Annotated in this window: 18 protein-coding genes; 14 read left to right on the top strand and 4 right to left on the bottom strand. The window is 69.6% G+C overall.

Annotated features, from left to right (window positions below; genetic code table 11):
- Nucleotides 1-2: 2 nt before the first annotated feature.
- Genes I2501_RS22405 through I2501_RS22390 form a run of 4 tightly spaced genes read right to left on the bottom strand, consistent with a single transcriptional unit; the run spans nt 3 to nt 4,985 of the window.
- Entirely contained in the window at nt 3-1,628 is a 1,626-nt protein-coding gene (locus I2501_RS22405) for an MFS transporter (protein ID WP_196195934.1), read from the bottom strand.
- Nucleotides 1,628-2,311 (bottom strand): type 1 glutamine amidotransferase domain-containing protein, encoded by a 684-nt coding sequence (locus tag I2501_RS22400; RefSeq protein WP_196195933.1) that lies wholly within the window; start codon nt 2,309-2,311, stop codon nt 1,628-1,630. Before I2501_RS22400 ends, I2501_RS22405 begins: the two co-directional genes overlap by 1 nt.
- A gap of 57 nt (nt 2,312-2,368) precedes the next feature.
- Entirely contained in the window at nt 2,369-3,541 is a 1,173-nt protein-coding gene (locus I2501_RS22395; protein WP_196195932.1) for a ferritin-like protein, read from the bottom strand.
- 49 nt (nt 3,542-3,590) lie between these two features.
- The gene (locus tag I2501_RS22390) at nt 3,591-4,985 is read right to left on the bottom strand and encodes an MFS transporter (RefSeq protein ID WP_196195931.1); all 1,395 of its coding nucleotides are present in this window, start codon (nt 4,983-4,985) and stop codon (nt 3,591-3,593) included.
- A 213-nt stretch (nt 4,986-5,198) separates the two neighbouring features.
- Here I2501_RS22390 and I2501_RS22385 point away from each other — a divergent pair, with 213 nt between their 5' ends.
- From I2501_RS22385 to I2501_RS22320, 14 genes are all read left to right on the top strand, one after another.
- Nucleotides 5,199-5,906 carry a DJ-1/PfpI family protein gene (locus I2501_RS22385; protein WP_196195930.1) on the top strand — a complete coding sequence of 236 codons (708 nt, stop codon included), beginning with the start codon at nt 5,199-5,201 and terminating at the stop codon, nt 5,904-5,906.
- Between the two features lie 30 nt (nt 5,907-5,936).
- Nucleotides 5,937-6,278: a putative quinol monooxygenase gene (locus I2501_RS22380; RefSeq protein WP_196195929.1), complete on the top strand. Its 342-nt coding sequence runs from the start codon at nt 5,937-5,939 to the stop codon at nt 6,276-6,278.
- Nucleotides 6,275-6,772, top strand: a complete 498-nt coding sequence (locus I2501_RS22375) for a VOC family protein (protein WP_196195928.1) — start codon at nt 6,275-6,277, stop codon at nt 6,770-6,772. Before I2501_RS22380 ends, I2501_RS22375 begins: the two co-directional genes overlap by 4 nt.
- A complete protein-coding gene (gene mftG / locus I2501_RS22370) occupies nt 6,769-8,277 on the top strand; it encodes a mycofactocin dehydrogenase MftG (protein WP_196195927.1) in 1,509 nt (502 codons plus the stop codon). The genes I2501_RS22375 and mftG overlap by 4 nt, the downstream gene beginning before the upstream one ends.
- Nucleotides 8,278-8,434: 157 nt before the next feature.
- Nucleotides 8,435-8,851: an ester cyclase gene (locus I2501_RS22365; RefSeq protein ID WP_196195926.1), complete on the top strand. Its 417-nt coding sequence runs from the start codon at nt 8,435-8,437 to the stop codon at nt 8,849-8,851.
- A 4-nt stretch (nt 8,852-8,855) separates the two neighbouring features.
- Complete coding sequence (locus tag I2501_RS22360) at nt 8,856-9,473, top strand: DJ-1/PfpI family protein (protein ID WP_196195925.1); 618 nt, start codon at nt 8,856-8,858, stop codon at nt 9,471-9,473.
- A 35-nt stretch (nt 9,474-9,508) separates the two neighbouring features.
- Nucleotides 9,509-9,892 carry an SgcJ/EcaC family oxidoreductase gene (locus tag I2501_RS22355; protein ID WP_196195924.1) on the top strand — a complete coding sequence of 128 codons (384 nt, stop codon included), beginning with the start codon at nt 9,509-9,511 and terminating at the stop codon, nt 9,890-9,892.
- A 5-nt stretch (nt 9,893-9,897) separates the two neighbouring features.
- The gene (locus I2501_RS22350) at nt 9,898-11,127 is read left to right on the top strand and encodes a low temperature requirement protein A (protein WP_196195923.1); all 1,230 of its coding nucleotides are present in this window, start codon (nt 9,898-9,900) and stop codon (nt 11,125-11,127) included.
- 43 nt (nt 11,128-11,170) lie between these two features.
- Nucleotides 11,171-13,009: an AGE family epimerase/isomerase gene (locus I2501_RS22345; RefSeq protein WP_196195922.1), complete on the top strand. Its 1,839-nt coding sequence runs from the start codon at nt 11,171-11,173 to the stop codon at nt 13,007-13,009.
- A complete protein-coding gene (locus I2501_RS22340; RefSeq protein WP_196195921.1) occupies nt 13,006-13,347 on the top strand; it encodes an STAS domain-containing protein in 342 nt (113 codons plus the stop codon). Before I2501_RS22345 ends, I2501_RS22340 begins: the two co-directional genes overlap by 4 nt.
- The gene (gene glgX / locus I2501_RS22335; protein ID WP_236046902.1) at nt 13,344-15,539 is read left to right on the top strand and encodes a glycogen debranching protein GlgX; all 2,196 of its coding nucleotides are present in this window, start codon (nt 13,344-13,346) and stop codon (nt 15,537-15,539) included. The genes I2501_RS22340 and glgX overlap by 4 nt, the downstream gene beginning before the upstream one ends.
- A gap of 85 nt (nt 15,540-15,624) precedes the next feature.
- Nucleotides 15,625-15,936, top strand: a complete 312-nt coding sequence (locus I2501_RS22330) for an STAS domain-containing protein (RefSeq protein WP_196195920.1) — start codon at nt 15,625-15,627, stop codon at nt 15,934-15,936.
- A 100-nt stretch (nt 15,937-16,036) separates the two neighbouring features.
- Nucleotides 16,037-16,471 (top strand): ATP-binding protein, encoded by a 435-nt coding sequence (locus I2501_RS22325; protein ID WP_328806529.1) that lies wholly within the window; start codon nt 16,037-16,039, stop codon nt 16,469-16,471.
- Nucleotides 16,464-17,705 carry a PP2C family protein-serine/threonine phosphatase gene (locus tag I2501_RS22320; protein WP_196195919.1) on the top strand — a complete coding sequence of 414 codons (1,242 nt, stop codon included), beginning with the start codon at nt 16,464-16,466 and terminating at the stop codon, nt 17,703-17,705. Before I2501_RS22325 ends, I2501_RS22320 begins: the two co-directional genes overlap by 8 nt.
- The last annotated feature ends 49 nt before the right edge of the window (nt 17,706-17,754 follow it).

The following is a 17,754-nucleotide window of genomic DNA, read 5'->3' as shown; positions in this document are numbered from 1 at the left end:
TCTCAGTTCCTTCCGTCGAGGACCGGTTCCGGAAGGTCCAGCGCCTGGGCTGCCTCCGGCGGACGGTCGTGGTGATGGGTCCAGCGGTGCAGCAGGTGAGCCACATGGCCGCCGGTCAGGTGGTAGAGCGCGTGGGCGGCGCCGGTGCGCCGACCGTGTGCCGCCCAGTGGACGTGGTGTTCGGCGTCGGAAGCCGACGGCAGCAGCGACACCAGCGCGAGGCAGACCAGGGCGAGGCAGGCCAGCAGCACCAGGGCGGTGCGGTAGGCGGAGCGGTAGTGCTCCGCCTGCTGCACGGCCCCGGGCACCGCGCCCAGCAGCGTGAACAGCGTGCCGACGCCGGCCACGCCGAGCGCCTGGCCGAGCTGGAACGCCGTGGTCAACGCCCCCGCCGCCGCGCCGCGGTCATGCGGCCTGATACCGGCAAGGACGCTGCCGATGAGCGGTGACATGGCGCAGCCCTGGCCCGCTCCGACGACGAGCAGGGGGAGCAGCAGGGTCCCGCCCGAGGTGTCGGCACCCGCCGACGAGACGGACAGGTAGACCGCCGCCAGGCCCGCGGCCAGCAGCGCGCAGCCCAGGGTCAGTACGCTGCGCCCGCCGTGGCGCAGCACCAACCTCGGTGCGAGCAGGGAGGCGAGGAAGAAGGCGACGCCCACCGGCGCGTAGGCCAGGCCGGCCTGCATCGGCACCAGGCCCATGCCCAGTTGGAGGGTCAGCGTGGTGTAGACCGTGAAGCCGACCACGGTGACGAAGAAGATGACGCCGATCAGCATGCCGACGGAGAAGGAGCGTTGGCGGAACAGCGCCGGATCGACCAGGGGGGTGCGACCGTCGGAGGCCAGCACCCGCTCGTGCCGCAGCAGCAGGGCGAAGGCGGGACCGGTGGCGGCCAGCATCGCCCAGCTCCACCAGGGCCAGCCGAGGTCGGGGCCGACGAGCAGCGGCAGCACCAGGCAGAACAGCGCGGTGGCGATCAGCGCGATGCCGGAGTAGTCGATCCGCAACTCCGCGCCCGGTGGCCGCTCGTCGCGCATCGCCAACTTGCCGGTCAGCAGCGCGGCCAGCCCGACGGGGACGAGCACCAGGAGCGCCGGCCGCCAGGTCTGCCCGAACAGCGCGAGCTCGATCAGCCCGCCGCCGATCAACTGCCCGGACACGATGGCGACCCCGATCGACGCGCCGAACAGCCCCAGGGCGAAGGTGCGTTCGCGTCCGGTGAAGGTGTCGTCGATGACCGACAGGACCTGCGGGTAGATCAGCGCCGCACCGAACCCCTGCACCAGCCGGGCGGCGATGAGCAGTTGGGCGTCCGGAGCGAGGCCGCCGGCCGTCAAGGCCGCGACGAACACGGCCAGTCCGGTCAGCAGCACCCGCTTGCGTCCGAGCAGGTCGCCGAGCCGACCGCCGGTGGTCAGGAAGACCGCGTAGACCAGTCCGTAGCCCGCGACCGCGAACATGACCTCGGCGAAACCCGCGTGCAGGGAGTCCTGGATCGAGGGGATCGCCAGGTTCATCAGGGAGACCCCGCCGATGACCAGGAAGGTACTGGTCAACACCACCCCCAGGACCACCCAGCGGCGTGGGTCGGCGGATCCGCGCTCCGCCTCGGCGGGGTCGGCTCGCATCAGCGTCCGGCCAGCACGCCGACCACGGCCTCGGCGGTGCCGAAGGCCGACGCCGGGTTCTGGCCGGTGACCAGGCGGCCGTCGACGACCACGTGGGCGAGGTAGTCGCCGACGCCCTCGTGCTTGGCCCCGATCTGCTCCAGCGCGGTCTGCAACGGGAAGGGGACCACGTCGGTCAGTCCGGCCGCGGCCTCCTCGCTGTTGGTGAACCCGGTGACCCGCTTGCCCTCGACCAGGCGGGTTCCGTCGGACAGCGTGATGTCGAGCAGCCCGGCCGGGCCGTGGCAGACGGCGGCGACCACGCCGCCGTTCTCGTAGACGTCGCGGGCGATCCCGGCCAGGGCGGCGTTGCCGGGGAAGTCCCACATGGTGCCGTGTCCGCCGACGTAGAAGACCACGTCGTAGTCGGCCGGGTCGATCTCCTCCGGCCGCAGCGTGGCGGCCAGCTTGCGACCGGCCTCCGCGTCGTCCAGGAACGCCTGCTGGATCGGGTCCTGCGGGTCGGTTCCGTACGCCGGGGGTCGGCCGCCCTGCGGCGAGACCAGGTCGACGTGGTAGCCGGCGGATCCGAACACGCTCCAGGGGTGGGCGAGTTCGGGCAGGTAGTAGCCGGTGGGGCGGCCGGTGTCGCCCAGCCGGTCATGGCTGGAGAGCACCATGAGGATCTTGGGGGTGCGGTTCATCGTGGCTCCTGGGTAGAGGCTGCCCGACAGGCCCTCGGGCAGCTGTCCGGCGGGGCGTTACTTCCGGTTGTCGGCTGCGAGGTTGCGGAAGCGCGGACCGTAGAAGACGGGCTGGTCCAGGTCGGTGTAGGTGCGCAGGAAGCCGAACTCGGTGGGATACAGCCGGGGCAGGTCGTCCACCAGCGCGCGGGGGACCTCGCGCCGCATGAGGGTGAAGCAGGACAGCACCCGGAACTTGGCCATGTGCTCGACGGCCTCGCCGAAGGTCGCCCACTGGGTCATCGGGTCGCTCGACCCGTTCCACAGCTCGTCCAGCTTCCCCATCATCGCGGTGTAGCCCTGGTCGAACATGTCGAGTTCGGCCGCGGCGGCCTCGCCGTCCGGGTCCTCCGCGAGCAACCGGTCGTAGCCGTCCGCCGGCACCGCCAGGGTGTTGACGACCGCGGGCCAGTCGATCCGGTCCCCCTGGAAGTAGACCGCCTCGGACTCCCGGGTCAGCTCCACCACGGGGTTCGGCTGCCGGTACTGGTGCCCGTACCAGAGTTCGGCGAACTTGCCGTAGTGCGACTCCTCGTGCTGGAAGGCGGCGCCGGCCTGGATCAGCCCGCTGGAGGCGCCCTCGCCCTGCTCCAGGATCTCGTCGATGCCCTCCAGCAGCTGGTCGATCGGGTCGACGCCGGGCGTCGGCACGATCGTCTTGAAGCCGATGTTGTCGCCGACCTGGTTGGCGATCCGGCCGCCGGTCACCGCGGCGCGCAGCTCCGCCGCGTTGTCGACGATCGCGGCGCGGATCTCGCCGTAGAGCTTGCCGATGGTCGGGTAGCTCTCGTGGGAGAACTCCGGCGGCAGCAGGAAGAGCGGTGACTCCAGGCGCATGAAGTTCTGCAACTGGGCCTTGGAGAGCTTGGCCAGACCGATGTGCAGATCGGGCTCGACGCCGCCGGGAAGCCCCTTGGAGGGGAAGACGTGCGAGATGTTCTTGATCCGCGGTCGCCCGCCGATCGCGGCGAGCATGTTGGCGGCGATGGACATGTGCACCATCTCCTCCATCAGCACGCTGCGGATGGAGTTGTAGCTGGTGTAGTTCTGCACCTCGAGCGAGAGCATCGCGGCGGTGTAGAGCGGCAGTGTCGAGTGCTCCAACTCGATGGCACGTTGCAGTGCCTGACGGATCCACACGATGTCCCTGACGACCGGGGCCTCGGTGGCGTCCTCGATGGCGGTGGCCATGACGGTCTTCCTTTCGTGAGCCGTGCGTGGGGACCCGGGAGGTGCCGGGTCAGGCCGCGGGGTGGGCCCGGTGGGTGAGGACGACGACCACCAGCGTGACGACGGCGAACGCGGTGACCGCGAGCCCGATGTCGTGCATGGTCGCCAGCGTCCCGAGGACGGCGACGCCGAGCGCCGATCCGGCCTGACGGGAGGCGTTCAGCGCGCCCTGGGCGGTGGCGGCCAGGTCCTTGGGCGCGGCCATCGACAGGTCGGCGGTGGCCGCGGGGATCGCCGTCGCGCTCGCGAACGCCAGCACCACCTGCGCGACGACGATCAGCGCGAACGAGGCGTGGGCGCCCGCGCCGGCCAGGATCGCGCCGGACAGGCCGCCGGCGGTGATGCCGAAGAAGATCAGTGGCCGGGTGCCGATCCTGGCCACCAGACGGCCGGTGAAGATCGGCAGCACGGCCAGCGGCAGGGTCATCGGCAGGAAGGCCAGGCCCGCCTGGAAGGGGGACAGGTGCCGCTCGTTGACCATCCACTGGGTCATCGAGAAGAGCAGGCCGTAGAAGATCAGCGACGCCACCCCGCCCGCGACCAGGTCCGAGCGCACCCGGGTCATCGCCAGCAGCGTCGGCGGCAGCGCGGGGAAGGCGACCCGGCGCTCGACCAGGAAGAGGGCCGCGAAGGCGACGACGGACAGGCCGATCGAGACGGCAGGAACAGGACGGCCCCATCCGGAGACTCCCGCGTCGACCAGACCGAAGGTCAGCGCGCCCAGGCCCAGGATGGAGAGCAGCAGCCCCCAGCCGTCGACCGGCCGGTGGTTCGCGGGCTTGTCGGTGTGGAAGACCCGGGCCGCGAAGAACGCGGCGAACGCGATCGGCGGGTTCACCAGGAAGACCAGCTTCCAGCCGCCCAGGGCGACCAGCGCCCCGCCGACGACCGGGCCGGCGACCAGTCCGAGGCCGCTGAGCGCGGCCCAGCTGCCGACCGCGCGGGCGCGACGTGAGGGGTCCGGGTACAGCCCGGCCAGCAGCGCCAGTGACGCGGGCACCAGACCGGCCGCCGCCACGCCGAGCAGGGCCCGGCCGGCGATCAGCATGCCGGTCGCGGTGGCGCCCGCGCAGAGCAGCGAGATGACGCCGAAGACGGCAAGTGAGGTGCGGTAGACCCGTCGTGGCCCCCAGCGGTCCGCCACCGAGCCGGACGCCAGCATCAGGCCCGCGAACACGACCGTGTACGCGTCGACGGTCCACGGCAGCGATCCCGCGGACGCGTGCAGGTCGTGACGGACCGACGGAAGGGCGACGTTCAGGATCGAGGCGTCCATGAGGACCATGAAGTTCCCGACGACGACCGTGCCGAAGCGGATGGCGGTCCGGGGCTTCTCGGGCGGCTGTGGGGCCGGAACGCTCGGCCCTGCGGCCAGCACGGTCCTGCCGGTGCTCTCTGTTGTCATGCCTGTGAGGATCTGCTGTCCGCAGGGCCCAGGACAAAGAACCCGCAGATACTTTGTGACTTCGGCTCCGGGCGGTCGCCCGGCCCCGGTACGGACGTCATAAAGTCTGAACAATGCCCGTGGGGCCTTCCGGCCGGCTGGGCTAACTTTTCTCCGAACCCGGTGTCCCATTCCATTTCAGCCGGGAAGTCCAGCGGAGGGGAATACACAGGCATGACCGACATCAAAACCATCGGAGTTCTCGCCTACCACCGGTGCAGCGAATCGGACACGATCATTCCGTGGGAGATCCTGACCGGCGTCGCGGTCTACCTGAAGAACACGACGGGCGAGCAGCTGGACGTCAAGCTGGTGGCGCTCGACGAGGGCAGCATCGAGATGCAGATGGGCGCCCGGGTCGAGCCGCACGCGGTGCTGAAGAACGGCGACCTCTACGACGTCCTCTACGTCCCCGGCGGCAACGGATCCGGTGAGGCCACCAAGGACGAGCGGGTCCTCGACACGATCCGGCACCACTACGTCAACGGCAAGTTCATCGGCTCCAACTGCGTCGGCGTGGGCATCCTGCAGCGCGCCGGCGTGCTCGGCAACACCCCTGTCACCTGCAGTCCGCCGATCACCCGGCGGCTGAAGGAGGAGGGCGCCAACGTCGTCGAGCCCCGCCGGATGTGGCTGGGCGCTCCTGACCAGCGGATCTGGACCACGGCCGGCGCCAGCTCGATCAACGCGGGCACGGTCGCGATGGTCAACTACCTCTTCGGTGAGGAGATCGGCCGCGAGATGTCGATGTGGTTCGACACGCTCGGCGCGGTCGGCGCGGACCTCTTCAAGAACGACGGCCCGGAGTACTACGCGTACCCCGAGGCCGAGGCCGCGCTCCAGGACGCCACGGCCGACGTGCTGCTGCCCCCTCTTCGCTGACCGCCTGCGGTCAAGAAAGCAAGGGATCCCGTGATCACCTGCACCACGGTGCTGAATGTGAATGAGGGTTCGGAGGAGCCCTTCGAGAAACTCCTCGGGGAATTGGTGGCGAACGTCCTGGCCAATGAGCCGGGCACGCCGTTGTTCCAGTTCGTCCGGTCCCTTACCGTGCCCCGTCGATATCTCGTGGTCGAGCAGTACGTGGACGAAGAGGCGCTTGCGCGGCATTCCGCGACCGAGTACCTGAAGGTCTTCGTCCCGGCCATGCTTCCCCTTCTCGCGGCGGACCCGGAACTCCACTCGTACGTTCCGGTTCCGGCGGGGGACCCGACTCGGAAAACCACCGACAACCAGGACAGGGGGCTGACGTGACGGCGCCGACGTACTTCCACATCGGGGTGGTCGTCCCGGATCTCGACCGGGCCATCGAGGAGTTCTCCCGGATCCTGGGCGTGACCTTCACCAAGCCCGCCTGGGTGACCAACCCCCGGCTGGAGGACCCCGAGCCGCACGAGCAGGTCGTCCATGTGGCCTTCTCGAAGGAGGGCCCGCCCTACTACGAGCTGATCGAGGCGCACGGCGACGGCATCTTCTCGGCCGAGAAGGAGGGTCAGATCCTCTACCTGGGCCTGTGGGAGCCGGACATGGCCACCCGGATCAAGACGCTCGAGGCCCAGGGCATTGGGATCGACGCGGCGTCCAGGAGTGCCGAAGGCGCCACTCCCGACTGGATCATCACCAAGCCGGACCTGCTGGGCATCCGGCTCGAGTACGTGGATGTCGCAGAGCAGGAGGCCATCGAATCGTGGATCGAGACCGGCGAGTTCCCCGGCCTCGCTCCCGACCCCGGAAAGGGAGAGCGATGATTTACGACCACATCGTCGTCGGGGCCGGCTCCTCGGGGGCCGTCCTGGCGAGCAAGCTGTCGGAGAACCCCGACTGCACCGTCCTGCTGCTCGAGGCCGGCCCGTTCTGGGGCGAGGTCGCGCAGACGCCCGAGGACATCACCAACGCGCTGACCGTGTCCGTGGAGGACCACGACTGGGGCTACACCGCCGAGGCGGTGCCCGGCCGGTCCCTGACCTACGCCCGCGGCAAGGTCGCCGGCGGCTGCTCCTCGGTCAACGGCGCCATCGCGCTGCGCGGGATCCCCGCGGACTACGACGAGTGGGCCGGACTCGGCAACGACGAGTGGTCCTGGGACCAGGTGCTCCCGTACTTCGTCAAGCAGGAGAACGACCAGGACTTCCAGGGTCCGCTGCACGGGCAGAACGGCCCCACGCCGATCGTCCGTTGGAAGCGCGACGAGCTGGTGCCGTTCCAGGCGGCCTACCTGGAGGCCTGCCTGGACCAGGGATTCGGCTACGTGCCGGACCACAACGACCCGCAGGCCAGCGGCGTCGGCCCGATCCCGATGAACCGGGACGGCAATCTGCGGGTGTCCACCTCGGTCGCCTACCTGTCCGTGGCCCAGCACCGTCCCAACCTCACCATCCGGGCGCTGACGCAGGTCAACCGGGTGCTGTTCGAGGGCACCCGGGCCACCGGAGTGGAGATCGTGTCGGACGGCCGGACCGAGACGGTCCAGGCCAGGCACGTCACGCTGTCGGCGGGCGCGCTGAACTCGCCGGCCATCCTGCTGCGTTCCGGCGTCGGTCCCAAGGAGCAGCTGCGCGGCCTGGGCATCGACGTGGTCCTGGACCAGCCGAACGTCGGCGAGAACCTGATCGAGCACCAGCAGATCACCGTCGGCCTGCTCCCCAAGGAGGGAGTCACCGACCCGAACGATCCCGACGTGCAGGTCCTGGCGCGCTACACGGCCCCCGGGACCGACCAGTTCAACAACATGCAGCTGTACTTCGTCAGCCGCTACGCGCCGGCCACCCATCGGCCGATCAGCGTGATGAGCGTGCTCCAGAAGCCGCTGTGCCGAGGCCGGGTGTCGCTGCGCAGCGCCGACCCCACGGTCCAGCCCGACATCTTCCTCAACTCCTACGGCGAGGAGGCGGACCGGAAGATCGCCCTGGACGGGGTCAGGCTCTCCTGGGAGATCGCCAACTCCAAGCAGATCCAGGACCTGTCCACCGGGCTGAGCGAGAACCTGACCCAGCGTCAGGTCGACAGCGACGCCGCGCTGCTCGACTACGTGCGGGAGAACTCCGCCACCCTGTGGCACCCGGTCGGCACCGCCAGGATGGGCTCCGCCGAGGACCAGGGCGCCGTGGTGGACCAGCGGCTGCGGGTGCACGGCGTGGAGAACCTGAGCGTCGTCGACGCGTCGGTCATGCCCACGCACGTCAGCGGCAACCCCAACCTCACCTGCTACGTCATCGGCGAGCGGGCGGCCGAGTGGTTCCTGCGCAGCGCCTGACCCGGTTCGGCCGGCTCCCGTGCGTCACCGGGGAGCCGGCCGTCGGGCCCCGCGCCGACGAAGCGCGACGCAGGCGACGAAGTGCGACGCACGCGACGCACACGACACACGCGACGCAGCCAAGAAGACCCCACCAACCCACGGAAGCGAGATGGTCATGGCCGACACAGGGGCGGAGCTCGTCCGCCGGTACTACGAGGAGTTCCTCACCAGTCCCGGGAACCTTCAGCTCGCTGACAGCCTGATGGCTCCGGACGTGGTCTTCGAGAACCCGATCTCTCCGGACGGCATCCACGGCCTGGCCGCCTACAAGGAGTTCGCGCTGCGCTGGTACGGCGGGTTCCCGGACCGGGTGTTCACCGTCGACGACCTCCTGGAGCAGGACGACAAGGTCGCCGCCGCGTTCACCATCACCGGCACCCACCAGGGCGTGTTCATGGGAGCGGCCCCGACCCACGAGCGGATCACGGTCCGGGGGATGAACATCTTCCGGATCGAGGACGGCCGGATCAAGGAGGTCACCGCCTACTTCGACCCCGGCCAGCTGCTGACGCCGCTGGGCCTCGGTGGGTGATCCGATGCCGGCGACCAAGGGCGTGATCGGCGTTCTGATCGAGGACCACTTCGACTCGACCGAGTTCCGGGCCTTCAACGAGTACTTCCCCGCGCAGGGTTACCAGGTGGAGTACCTGTCCCACCTGTGGGGACAGCCGGAGCTGACCTTCGGCAGCAACCCGGACGACGGAACCGTCGACGACCACGTCACGGTGACCACCGACGTCCTGCACGTCGACCCGAGCGACTACGCGGGAATCATCTGCATCGGCGCCTACGCCATGGACCGGTTGCGCTACCAGCCGGAGGTGTCCGGGCCGAACGCCAGGAACACGGCACCCGCTGTGGAGTTCGTCCGGGCGGCGATGGCCGCTCCGGGCGTCCTGGTCGGCGCGATCTGCCACTCGCTGTGGCTGCTGTGCGCCGCCCCGGAGCTGCTGCGGGGCCGACAGGTGACCTGCGCCCACAACATCGTCTGCGACGTCGAGAGCGCCGGCGCCGAGGTGGTCTACGCCGGGTCCGGTACCGCGGACCTGGTCGTCGACGGGGAGCTGGTCACGGCCAAGCACCCGGAGGTCACCGGACGGTTCATGAGCACGTTCCTGGAGGAGATCGGCGCGAGGGCGCTCGCGTCCCGCTGACCGACCCGACCGCAACGCCCACAAGGAGAGAGACCATGCCGCAGGAGCAGCAGATCCGTGACACCGTCACGGCCTACGTCGACAGCTTCAACACCCAGGACCGGGAGCGGTTCGTCGCCCTGTTCGCCGAGGACGTCGTGCAGATCGACCCGGTCGGCTCGACGCCCAACCGCGGCGTCCAGGCGCTGGCCGCCTTCTGGGACGGCCTGTTCGCGTCCGTGGAGAAGGTGGACTTCCAGATCACCGACCTGATCGTGTCCGGCGACGAGGCCGCCCTGAGTTTCCACATCGTCCAGACCAAGCCGGACGCGCAGGTCGTGGTCGACGGCATCGACGTGTTCCGGCTGGACGAGTCCGGCCGGATCGTCGAGGTCAAGGGCTACGTGGACCAGGGGCACATCCGGGTCAGCGAGAGCTGACCGCCATGACCGCCCTGGACACGCTGGACAGCGCCACGCGGGACGCTCCGCGCGCCGGCGGGCCGCGGTCGGACCGGATCCGGCTGCGGCTGCGCAAGGCCGACGCCGCGCACGACCGGAGCACGTCTCCGCTGGAGATGTTCTTCGACCTGGTCTTCATGGTCGCCGTCGCCGAGCTCGTCTCGGTCCTGCTGCACGATCCGACCTGGGCGGGCGCGGCCCGCTACACGGCCCTGTTCGTTCCGGTCTGGTGGTCCTGGGTGTCCTACACCTTCTACTCCGATCGCTTCGACAACGACGACCGGGCCTACCGGCTGATCGTGATCGCCGCGATGGCGGCCATCCTGTTCATGTCGATGGCGATCCCGGGGGCGTTCAGCGGCTCCACCGGGGCGGCCAGGATGGCCCTCAGCTACGCCGCCAGCCGACTGATCCTGGTCGGTCTCTACGCCAGGGCGCACCGTCACGCGCACGAGGCCAGGCCGCTGACCCGGCGTTACCTCCTCGGCTTCGGAACGGGTGCGGCGGTCTGGCTGGTGTCGGTGTTCGTGCCGCCGCCCGTCTGCTACGTGCTGTGGGCCGTCGGGCTCGCGGTGGACATGCTGACGCCGCTGCTGTCCGCCGCGGCGATCGCCAGGGTGCCGTTCGACATGTCGCACATCCCGGAGCGCTTCGGGCTGTTCACCATCATCGTGCTCGGTGAGGTGGTGGCGCTCAACGCAGCCGGCATCACCTCCAGCCGGCTCCAGCCGATGGCGCTGGCGGCGGTCGCCGGCGCCTTCCTGGTCGCGGCGGCGCAGTGGTGGCTCTGCTTCGACTTCGTGGACGCCTCTCCGCTGCGGCAGTGGCGGCTGACCGGCCAGGCGTACGTCTACGGGCACCTGGTGATCCACGCCGGGATCGCCGCGACCGGGGTGGGCGGCCTGCTGGCCACCGAGGCGGCCAACACCGGCCGCCAGACCGGCGCTTGGCAGACGGTGCTCTGCTGGGGGGTGGCCGCCTTCCTGCTCGGCATCGGCACGATCCACCAGCTCAACATGCGGCCCTGGGGCGATCCCCGGGCCTGGTGCCGACTGGGCCTCGGCACCGCGTTCCTGGTGCTCGGCACGCTGGACGTCCCGATGCGTCCACCGGTGCTCGAACTGATCCTCATCTGCGGCCTGGCCGGGCAGATCCTTGTGGAGAGCCGGGTCGCCGGCCCGGTCCCGGCCGCGGCGGCCCACCCCCACGAGTAGCCGGCCCGAGGCTCCACCGACCGACCCGTCACTGGGAGGACCCATGTCCAACTCAATCGACTTCAGCTTCTCCGACACGATCGCGGGACACGTCGTGGCCGTCGACCGCGAGCACGACGTCTTCACCCTGGAGACCGCGGACGGCCGCCTCTTCGAGGTCTCCGTCGCAGGCGACCCGAGCGCCGAGCTGCTGCGCAATCTCGACGAACCGTACGTGGACGCCGGCGGGCACGTGGGCGCGATGGTCGAACCGGGGAGATACCTCTTCGTCCAGGGCGTCTTCTACCCGGAGGGCGGGGGGGCCAGGTTCGACGCGAAGCACCTGCTCTTCGTCGGCCGCAACGCCGAGGACCACCGGTTCGAGGAGCACGCTTGGTGGGTCCGGCAGTTGGAGAGCATCGCCCGGTTCTACCGGCGGGCGCAGTTCGGCGACGAGCCGGTCGACTTCCGCCGCTACCGCACCGAGATCCGACTGGGCGGCGACAAGACCGCCAGCCACGTCCAGGAGACCGACACCATCTCCCGCCTGGTCTACGGCATGGCCTCGGCGTACATGCTGACCGGCAACGAGGACTACCTCGACGTGGCCGAGCGCGGCACCGAGTACCTGCGTGAGCAGATGCGGTTCGTGGACAGCGAGAACGACGTCGTCTACTGGTACCACGGCGTCAACATCGACGGGGACATCAAGAAGAAGCTCTTCACGTCGGAGTTCTCTGACGACTACGACGCGCTGCCGATGTACGAGCAGATCTACGCCCTGGCCGGCCCGGTCCAGACCTACCGGGTGACCGGCGACCCGCGGATCCTCAGCGACGCCGACGCGACCATCCGGCTGTTCGACCGCTTCTACCGCGACCCCGAGTTCGGCGGCTACTACTCGCACATCGACCCGATCCTGCTGAGCCCCGACCACGAGTCCCTGGGCCCCAACCGGTCCCGCAAGAACTGGAACTCGGTCGGCGACCACGCCCCGGCCTACCTGATCAACCTCTACCTGGCCACCGGCGACCCGGCCTACGCCGACTTCCTTGAGTCCACCTTCGACACCATCGTCGAGCACTTCCCCGACACCAAGAACAGCCCCTTCGTCCAGGAGCGGTTCCACCAGGACTGGACCCACGACACCGAGCACGGCTGGCAGCAGAACCGGGCGGTCGTCGGCCACAACCTCAAGATCGCCTGGAACCTGATGCGGATGCACGCCCTGCGTCCCAAGGACGCCTACCTCGACACCGCGCAGCGCATCGGCGAGACCATGCCCGAGGTCGGCAGCGACCGGCAGCGCGGCGGCTGGTACGACGTGGTCGAGCGGCTCCGGGCGGACGGCGAGGGGCAGCACCGCTTCGCCTGGCACGACCGCAAGGCCTGGTGGCAGCAGGAGCAGGCGATCCTGGCCTACCTGATCCTCAGCGGCAGCACCGGTCGGGGTCTGTTCCAGGACGAGGCCCGCAGCGCCCAGTCCTTCTACAACGCCTTCTTCCTCGACCACGACGAGGGGGCGGTCTACTTCAACGTCCTGGCCGGCGGCCTGCCGTACCTGCTCGGTACCGAACGCCTCAAGGGCAGCCACTCGATGAGCATGTACCACTCCGCGGAGCTGTGCTTCCTCGGCGCGGTCTACAACAACCTGCTGATCAACGGGAATCCGATGGACTTCCACTTCAAGCCCGACCCCGCGCAGCTGCCGGACCGTGTCCTGCGGGTCTCCCCGGACCTGCTGCCGCCGGGTTCGGTGCGCATCGCCGGGGTCCTGGTCGACGGCGAGCCCCACGAGGACTTCGACGCCGACGCGCTCACGGTGCGCCTCCCGGAGACCTCGGGCCGGGTCACCGTCAAGGTCCGGCTGGAGCCGGCCGTCCGGAAGGGGGAGGCAGCATGACCGTCCAGCTCACCGCGTCGACCGCGGGGGACGTCCTCACCATCACGCTGGAGGGGGAGATCAACAGCATCACCTCCGCCAGACTCCAGAGCCAGCTGCTGCCGTACGTCAGCGAGGGGGCCAAGCTCCTGATCGACCTGACCGAGGTGTCCTACATCTCCAGCGCGGGCCTGCGCACCCTGCTGATCGTGCATCGCCAGGCGCAGCAGCGCGACGCGGCCATCACCCTGGTCGGGCTGAGCGACGAGGTCAGGTTCGTCATGTCCGCCACCGGGTTCCTGGACTTCTTCACCATCGGAGCCGACCCGGTGGCCGAGCGGAACCGTGCCGGCCGATGACGGACATGGAGGTCCAGACCCGGGTCGACGGGTTCCCCACCCACCGGATCGGCCGGTACCGGGTGCGGGCAGGCCGGGCCTTCCCCTACGGCGCGGTCACCGTGCCCGGCGGCGTCAACTTCTCGGTGTACTCGGACCGCGCCACCTCGATGCGGCTGGTGCTGTTCGAGAACGGTTCGGCCGAACCGACCGGGGAGTTGGAGTTCCCCGAGGAGTTCCGGGTGGGCAGCGTCTACGCGATGACGGTCTTCGGACTCGACCTGGAGACCCTGCGGTACGGCTTCCGTGCCGACGGCCCCTTCGACCCGGCGCGCGGTGACCGGTTCGACGCCGAGCGCATCCTGCTCGACCCGCACGCCCGCGGCGTCTCGGGCCGCGACCAGTGGGGCCGGGAGCCGGACTGGGAGGACCCGTACCCCTACCGCGCCCAGGTCGTCAACGACGACTTCGACTGGGGGGACGACACCCCGCTGCAACTGCCGTACGAGAGCCTGGTCATCTACGAGACGCACGTGCGCGGGTTCACCCGGCACCCCTCGTCGGGGGTGTCCGCTCCGGGCACGTACGCGGGGCTGCGCGAGAAGATCCCGTATCTCCAGCAACTCGGCGTCAACTGCGTCGAGCTGCTCCCCGTCTTCGAGTTCGACGAGTTCGACAACCCCAGGACGGACCCGGCCACCGGCCGGCGTCTCCACAACTACTGGGGCTACAACACGGTGTCCTTCTTCGCGCCCAAGGCGGGGTACGCGGCCACCGGTCCGCTCGGGATGCAGGCGGACGAGTTCAAGACGCTGGTCAAGGCGCTGCACCGGGCCGGTATCGAGGTGATCCTCGACGTCGTCTTCAACCACACGGCCGAGGGCAACGAGCACGGTCCGACCCTGTCGTTCCGCGGCCTGGACAACGCCACCTACTACATGCTGACTCCGCAGGGGGAGTACTTCAACTTCAGCGGCACCGGCAACACGGTCAACTGCAACCACCCGGTGGTCCGCGACTTCGTGCTCAACTGCCTCAGGTACTGGGTCTCCGAGTACCACATCGACGGATTCCGCTTCGATCTGGCGGCCATCCTCGACCGTGACACCGACGGCACGCCCCTGCCGAACCCCCCGCTGCTCCAGCAACTCGCCTTCGATCCGGTGCTGCGGCACACCAAGCTGATCGCCGAGGCCTGGGACGCGGGCGGCCTCTACCAGGTGGGGCACTTTCCCAACTACGGCCGCTGGTCCGAGTGGAACGGCAAGTTCCGGGACGTCGTCCGGCGCTTCACCAAGGGCGAGCCGGGCCTGGTCGGCGAGTTGGCGACCCGGATGGCGGGCTCGCCGGACCTGTACGAGGGGCGCTCCTCCACCGCTTCGATCAACTTCATCACGGCCCACGACGGGTTCACCCTCAACGACCTGGTCTCGTACAACGACAAGCACAACGAGGCCAACGGGGAGGGCAACAACGACGGCGCCAACGACAACCACAGCTGGAACTGCGGCGTGGAGGGTCCCACCGACTCGCCGCACATCCGGGAGCTGCGGCTGCGTCAGATGAAGAACATGCTGCTGATCCTGCTGACCAGCCAGGGCGTGCCGATGCTGCTCGCCGGCGACGAGGTCGGCCGCACCCAGCAGGGCAACAACAACACCTACTGCCAGGACAACGAGCTCTCCTGGTTCGACTGGAGCCTGGTGGAGACCAACGCGGAGCTCCTGGAGTTCACCCGCGGTCTGATCGCCTTCCGGCACGCCCACCCGGTGCTGCGCTCCGCCGAGCATCCGCGCGGGCACCTCGTCCCCAGCGGCTTCCCCGACGTCAGCTGGCACGGGACCAGGGCATGGGAACCGGACTGGGCCCACCACGTCCGGGTGCTCGCCATGCTGCGCGGCGGTCGCGGCCTGAAGCGCGGCCAGGTCGCCGACGACCACGTCTACGTGGCGGTGAACGCCCACTGGGAGGCGCACGACCTGGAGTTGCCGAGCCTGCCGCCCGGCGAGTCCTGGCACCTGTTCACCGACACCGGGGCCACCGCGCCGCACGGGCTGCATCGGCCGGGCGCGGAGCCGACCTTGGAGCACCCCGGCCGGTACCGCCTCGGACCGCACTCCGCGGTGATCCTGGTCGGCCGCCCGCCGGCCGACGCCGCGGGGCAGGGCTGTGCCTGCGCCCGCCCGGACCGTCAGCCCGCACGGTCCACCTGACCGGTCGATCTGCCCGAACCCGCCTGCCCGAACCCGCCTGCCCGAACCCACCTGCCCGACCAACTCGAACACGAGGAGAACTGTCATGGCTTTCGCCGCCGTCCTGGAGCTCGCGGGCGACACCGCGACGATCGAGATCAGCGGAGAGCTCGACGCCTCCACCGCGACCCACTTCCACGACGTCATCGACGACGCCGCGGGGAGCGGTGCCAGCCATCTGGAGATCAAGGCCGACCGACTCAGCTACATGTCCAGCGCCGGACTGCGGTCCCTGGTCTTCGCCCGTCAGAAGATGGGCGAGGAGGTCCGGATCGTGATCACCGGCGCCACCGAGACGGTGGCGCGCACCATCCGGCTGGCCGGTTTCGACCACAGCATCGAACTCGTCAGCGCCTGAGAGGGGGCGAGGTGGCATGATGACCGACTCTGGCAGCGCAGACCCGCACCCTCGTCCGTGCGCACTCCCCTGCGCCGCCGAACCAGCATCCGACCGTTCCGTGTCCACGCTGAGCATCGCGGCCTCCCTCGACTCCCTCGACCAGGTCGCCGAGTTCGTCGTCCGCCTCGCCGAGCGGGCCGGCCTGCCCGACGACGCCTGCTACCGACTCCGGCTCGCGGCGGACGAGTTGGCGACCAACATCGTCATGCACGGATACCGAGGAGCCGAAGGGCGGATGGCCGTCGCCGGCGAGATCGGAGGCGGGCGGGTGCAGGTGCGTTTCGAGGACGACGCCCCCGCCTTCAACCCGAGGGACGGGATGCGCACCCCCGACCTCAAGGCCCCGCTCGCCGAACGGGGCATCGGCGGGCTCGGTGTCTTCCTCGCTCTCACCGCTGTGGACTCCTTCGGATACGAGCGGGTGAGCGGCCGGAACGTCAGCACCCTGGTGATGCATGTGGCTGACAGCGGACAAATGGGATGCCATGTCTGAGAATGAGATTCTGATCCTGCACGGGCCCAGCGAGGTGCCTCGGGAACTCCTGGCCGCGCTCAGGAAGCTCGGCGCCGCCGTGGACATCCTCACCCCGGAGGAGGTGCTGCTGGCCGAGCCCGACCGGTACGCCGAGCACAACGTGCTGCTCGTCGCCGCCGAACTGCCCGCCACCACCGTACGGATCGTCGCCCGGCGGCTGGAGGCCAACGGGCGCGGCCCGACCGTGGTCGCCTTCGCCGACCACGACCTGCACATGCTCGACCAGCATGTGAACGCGGGCTGGGAGTACCTGGTCCCGCCCTTCAACCCCGAGCTGGTCCGCACCAGGCTGCGGGACTGCCGACACCGGGCAAGCTTCAGCCGGACCGTCGAGGACGTCGCCGCGCACGCCGAACTCCTCAGCTACGAAAGGGAGCTGGAGATCGGCCGGGAGATCCAGCGGGGATTCCTGCCCGGTTCGCTGCCCAAGCCCAACGGCTGGGAGATCGACGTCCGGTTCCGCCCGGCCAAGACCGTCGCCGGGGACTTCTACGACGCCTTCGAGATCGTCAACCGGCGTCGCCTGGCCCTGGTCGTCGCGGACGTCTGCGACAAGGGCGTGGGTGCGGCGCTGTTCATGGCGCTGATCCGCAGTCTGCTGCGGCACACCGCCGAGCAGAGCGGCCTGCAGAACCTGATCGCCGCCGACCTGCTCGGCGAGGAGGCGGCCTGGCAGGAGCAGAGCCGGGCCATCCCGGTCGTCGGCGCGACCCCGCTGCTCAACGCGGTGGTGGGGACCAACAACTACCTGATCCGCAACCACATCCGGCAGGGATACTTCGCCACCATGTTCTTCGGGGTCCTGGACCCCGCGACCGGGAACCTGGTCTACATCAACGGCGGGCACAACCCCCCGGTCCTGGTCAGCGGGAACGGCAGCGAGCCGGTCATGCTCGAACCCACCGGTCCCGCGGTGGGGGTCATTCCCGACAGCAACTTCTCCCTGGGCTACGCACAGATCAGCCCGGGGGACACGCTCTTCGTCTACACCGACGGGGTGACCGAGGCCCGTTCCCCGACAGGGGAGTTCTTCGGCGAGGAGCGGATGCTCGACCTGCTCAAGGGCGGGACGGACACGGGCAAGGATCTGCTCCAGCACATGGACGAGGCCCTGTGCGCGTTCGTGGGCTCCGCCGAGCAGTTCGACGACATCACCATGATGGCCGCGCATTGGCCGGTCGCCGAGGCGTGAACCCAGTTCCCAGGCCGACGGTCCCAGGACGACGGTCGGATCTGCCGAC

Source organism: Streptacidiphilus fuscans (assembly GCF_015690355.1).
In the GTDB taxonomy this organism is placed as follows: Bacteria; Actinomycetota; Actinomycetes; order Streptomycetales; family Streptomycetaceae; genus Streptacidiphilus; species Streptacidiphilus fuscans.
This window is presented reverse-complemented; position numbering and strand designations above follow the sequence as displayed.

Bases quoted from the DNA above. Each gene is read 5' to 3' on its own strand.
- I2501_RS22345 (WP_196195922.1), top strand. From the start codon at position 11,171: ATGTCCAACTCAATCGACTTCAGCTTCTCCGACACGATCGCGGGACAC.
- glgX (WP_236046902.1), top strand. From the start codon at position 13,344: ATGACGGACATGGAGGTCCAGACCCGGGTCGACGGGTTCCCCACCCAC.
- I2501_RS22390 (WP_196195931.1), bottom strand. From the start codon at position 4,985: ATGACAACAGAGAGCACCGGCAGGACCGTGCTGGCCGCAGGGCCGAGC.
- I2501_RS22320 (WP_196195919.1), top strand. From the start codon at position 16,464: ATGTCTGAGAATGAGATTCTGATCCTGCACGGGCCCAGCGAGGTGCCT.
- I2501_RS22350 (WP_196195923.1), top strand. From the start codon at position 9,898: ATGACCGCCCTGGACACGCTGGACAGCGCCACGCGGGACGCTCCGCGC.
- I2501_RS22330 (WP_196195920.1), top strand. From the start codon at position 15,625: ATGGCTTTCGCCGCCGTCCTGGAGCTCGCGGGCGACACCGCGACGATC.
- I2501_RS22385 (WP_196195930.1), top strand. From the start codon at position 5,199: ATGACCGACATCAAAACCATCGGAGTTCTCGCCTACCACCGGTGCAGC.
- I2501_RS22405 (WP_196195934.1), bottom strand. From the start codon at position 1,628: ATGCGAGCCGACCCCGCCGAGGCGGAGCGCGGATCCGCCGACCCACGC.
- I2501_RS22355 (WP_196195924.1), top strand. From the start codon at position 9,509: ATGCCGCAGGAGCAGCAGATCCGTGACACCGTCACGGCCTACGTCGAC.
- I2501_RS22360 (WP_196195925.1), top strand. From the start codon at position 8,856: ATGCCGGCGACCAAGGGCGTGATCGGCGTTCTGATCGAGGACCACTTC.
- I2501_RS22340 (WP_196195921.1), top strand. From the start codon at position 13,006: ATGACCGTCCAGCTCACCGCGTCGACCGCGGGGGACGTCCTCACCATC.
- I2501_RS22365 (WP_196195926.1), top strand. From the start codon at position 8,435: ATGGCCGACACAGGGGCGGAGCTCGTCCGCCGGTACTACGAGGAGTTC.
- I2501_RS22395 (WP_196195932.1), bottom strand. From the start codon at position 3,541: ATGGCCACCGCCATCGAGGACGCCACCGAGGCCCCGGTCGTCAGGGAC.
- mftG (WP_196195927.1), top strand. From the start codon at position 6,769: ATGATTTACGACCACATCGTCGTCGGGGCCGGCTCCTCGGGGGCCGTC.
- I2501_RS22400 (WP_196195933.1), bottom strand. From the start codon at position 2,311: ATGAACCGCACCCCCAAGATCCTCATGGTGCTCTCCAGCCATGACCGG.